Here is a 3,332-nt window from a genome sequence, read left to right as displayed (position 1 = left end):
TCCGCCTGGCGACGCGCGCATCAGGCGATGGCACAAACCTCACATCGAAAGCGGAGGGCGCAACTGTAATGTTAGGCGCCAAAGCCACAGGGAGGGCCGCAGAGGACCGTCCGCGATGCCCGTCTCCTACGGTTCGTCCAGAAGCTCTCCTGGTCTTGATCGCAACGGACGGATTATCCGTTAGCTCGCTGGGAGTAGGGCGAGAGATCCACGGCCCTTGCCCCCAAAGCCGGCTATGGTCGTTGCGCCTGGTAGGATGGTTGGTCTGCATCAATCCCGACTAGGCGGGGAGAGGCTGGTCACGGTGCCGTCTCCGGCCTCTCCCTCTCCACGAAAAAGCTTCCTGGTCAGACTTCCTTCCGCCGGGATAGGCGAACGATCCTGATGCTAGGACGCCGCAGAGTTGGCTATGCTTTGTTGGCCTGGAGATGCGGCGGTTCCTGACTGGTGGTCGGGACCAGGCGGGGAGGGCTCAGTCTACGGTCTCCCTTAAGCTTTTGGAAACCATACGGCCATCTCGTCGGGAACGAAGCGCAGCAGGTCGCATTGACCCGGTACGAAGGCTAATAGTTGCCCCCTGGCTTTCGCCCCTTCCGAGCCCCTCGTGCTCTCCCTTCACGAGGGGCTTTTTCTATGGCCATGCTGAACCGTTTTCGCCTTGACCAGTTGTTCGCCGCGAAGGCTGTCACGCCCCCTGCCTTCTTCATGGACTAGGAGGCCTCCTCACCCACTGGCAATGGCGGCGGGGAGGCCTTTCGTTTGCTTATGCCCATTTGAACTGCGTCACCTCTTCCCTGACCCACAAGCCAACACTCCAACACGCCGAGAAACCCCTGCGCACGGCGGGGAACCTCCACTGCCCATAAGGTTTGATTTCGAAGACAGTCTTCGAAGGAGCAACCTCATGAAACAATATGTTCTAATCGCCGCTCTCGGCTTTGCCGCACTTGCCATGCCGGCGACAGTTCAAGCGCAAGGAATTGTGCGTGGGGCTGAGCAAGGGGCAGCGGTTGGCAATCGGGCCGCTGGTCCTGTTGGCGGAGCCGTGGGTGGGGCGGTCGGCGGGGTTGCGGGAGGTGTCGCCGGTGGCGTGAAGGGCGTGCTCGGCATTCCTCAAAACACAGGAACGGTCCAACGGCAGCGCGTTAACAAGACGAAAAAGCGGACAGTCCACCACTAAGCGGCTCACACGACGCAAACCGGAAAATATGAGACCCCGTTAGCGGGTTCTTGGCGCTTTCGCCACGTTCGTCACCTGCGGCAGGCAAGTTCCATAAAGGAACTAGGCGGTACGCATCCCAAACCGTTCCATACTGGCTGATTATACGAAATAGCCGCCGAATATGGCGAAGGCCTCGGGGAGGGAAGAGTCCCGAGGCCTTGCCCGTGGGGAGCGACGGGCAGCTTCGGGAGTCCAAGCGCCGTGCTCGACCATCACAGGCCTTGATCGTGCGCCTGGTGTCGAGCGGCGTCAACGGAGCCGCCGCGGGTGTTCACGTGCTCGAGGCAAAGAAAAGGCCGCTGCGTCCAGCGGCCTGAAGTGAGGAGCCTTGGCGCTCGCGGAGCCTTGCAGGGCGCAAAGGCACGGCGCTTCGACCGGACTCTCTTAGGAACGGATGCTGGTGTGAGGCTTGGCTCGATCAGAGACTGCTCAGACGTCCGCTACGGCTACATAAAAATGCCCTAGCCGAGGGGAGTCGTTGGACCCTCGGCCAGGGCGTCAGCGGAGGGGCGGCTCCGCATTGGATCGGGCTGATACGCGCCGCGCCCGGTGCCCATATTCTTAGAACGGCTACGGTGAATAACCCGTCACAGATCCCGATATCAGTGCAGCCCGGGCTTGGCTTGCGTCGTTTCTTATTTGTCACCACTTGAAACGCAAAAGGCCCGGGAGTTTGCCCGGGCCTTGTCCGTCTCTGTGGAAGACGGGTCTTAGTAGGTGCTGAACTTGTAGCTGATGCCAGCACGAACCGTGTGGAACTCAATGTCGTTGCTGCCGAGCGCGACATTGTTGAAGAAGTTATCACCACCATCAAAGTTGGTGTAACGGTATTCCAGACGGGTGGTCAGGTTGTTGGTGAAGGCATATTCGATACCAGCACCCAGCGTCCAACCGGTCAGCGTGTCGTCGTTGCCAAGGATGCCGAAACCATCCGAGACACCAGCGAACGCGAAACCACCGGTCGCGTAGATCAAAGCGCGGTCAAAAGCGAAACCGGCGCGAGCGCGGATCGAGCCCTGCCAGTCGAGTGCGTTGCCAGCGAAGCCGTAGTTCGTGAACACGCCGCCACCGGGGCCAACGATGACCAAGTCATCATCGTCGTCGCCGAACACGCCTTCGACATCGCCTTCAACGCCGAGCACGAACGAGCCGACCTGGTAGTTGTAACCAGCATGGACACCGGCCAGGAAGCCGTCGCCGTTGTCACCAAAGTCGCCGCTCTGCACCACGAAGCCGCCCGGGAGAACGATGTCGTTGTCGTTGGCATTCCAGCCATAGCCGACCTGAGCACCGACGTAGAAGCCGGTCCAGGTGAAGAGCGGAACAGGAGCGTACACCGGAGCCGGAGGAGCAGCGCGCATCGGAAGATCAGCAGCAGAAGCAGCGGAGATGCCGGCGGTGACGAGGGCCGTGGCGGCCAGCAGACCGAGAAGACGGTTTTTCATGAGGAGAATCCTTTAGGCGAAGAAATCGTGAAGCAGTTTATGGAGAGGCGGGAAAGAAAGGCTATGACAAAGATACAACACCACTCCGGTTTAGAGCCTGTTTGATGAGGCCCAGGCTGCAACTATGCTTACCGAGACGTTAACACTTCGTGGATTTGACACAGCAGGTGCCGTGTGCCCTACTGGTTCTGTTTTCGGAAGGCTCCGAAGGCGAGGAGAACTAACCCTGCCCGCAACGGGCAGGGTTTTTTCGTCGGTGTTACACATCCTGATACCCTCGCCGCCGCTTCGCCTGGGCGATAGCCTCCAACGCTAGGCCCGCCTCGATCTCGCTGGCGAACACCTCCACCAGTTCCTGCCCGTTCGTTCCGATCCGGCCCCAATTGCGCACCAGGCGGATGGTCCCGAATAGATCGCGCTCGATCATGAGGGAGTAAAAGCGCCGGATGCCCTGCTCCGGGTCGATCCGATGCAGGACCAAGTGATGCTTGATTGGGGACCGGAGGTCGTCATGCACGGCGCGGGTACTGCTCTGGACGTGTCAAGAGGTAGTGCCTGAAAGGCATGGGATCGTCAGTGCCTGACCCTGGCTGTTCTCTAATTCCGGGTTTGGGGTCAAGCTCTCTATGCACATCCTTGCCGGGTCCAGGGTTCTCTCCGCGGTA

General features: G+C 60.1%; 3 protein-coding genes. 1 reads left to right on the top strand and 2 read right to left on the bottom strand.

Annotated elements, in window-relative coordinates:
- The first annotated feature begins 904 nt into the window (after positions 1–904).
- Complete coding sequence (locus JKL45_RS29415) at positions 905–1,180, top strand: hypothetical protein (protein WP_201865297.1); 276 nt, start codon at positions 905–907, stop codon at positions 1,178–1,180.
- A gap of 752 nt (positions 1,181–1,932) precedes the next feature.
- Here the strand turns inward: JKL45_RS29415 and JKL45_RS29410 are convergent.
- Positions 1,933–2,667: an outer membrane protein gene (locus tag JKL45_RS29410; RefSeq protein WP_201865296.1), complete on the bottom strand. Its 735-nt coding sequence runs from the start codon at positions 2,665–2,667 to the stop codon at positions 1,933–1,935.
- 259 nt (positions 2,668–2,926) lie between these two features.
- On the bottom strand, positions 2,927–3,184 hold the full coding sequence (locus JKL45_RS29405) for a WGR domain-containing protein (RefSeq protein ID WP_201865295.1): 258 nt from the start codon (positions 3,182–3,184) through the stop codon (positions 2,927–2,929).
- Positions 3,185–3,332 lie beyond the last annotated feature (148 nt).

Source organism: Microvirga soli, assembly GCF_016734765.1.
GTDB lineage: Bacteria > Pseudomonadota > Alphaproteobacteria > Rhizobiales > Beijerinckiaceae > Microvirga > Microvirga soli.
The sequence above is the reverse complement of the archived record's forward strand: the minus strand, read 5'-3'. Positions and strand labels throughout refer to the sequence as shown.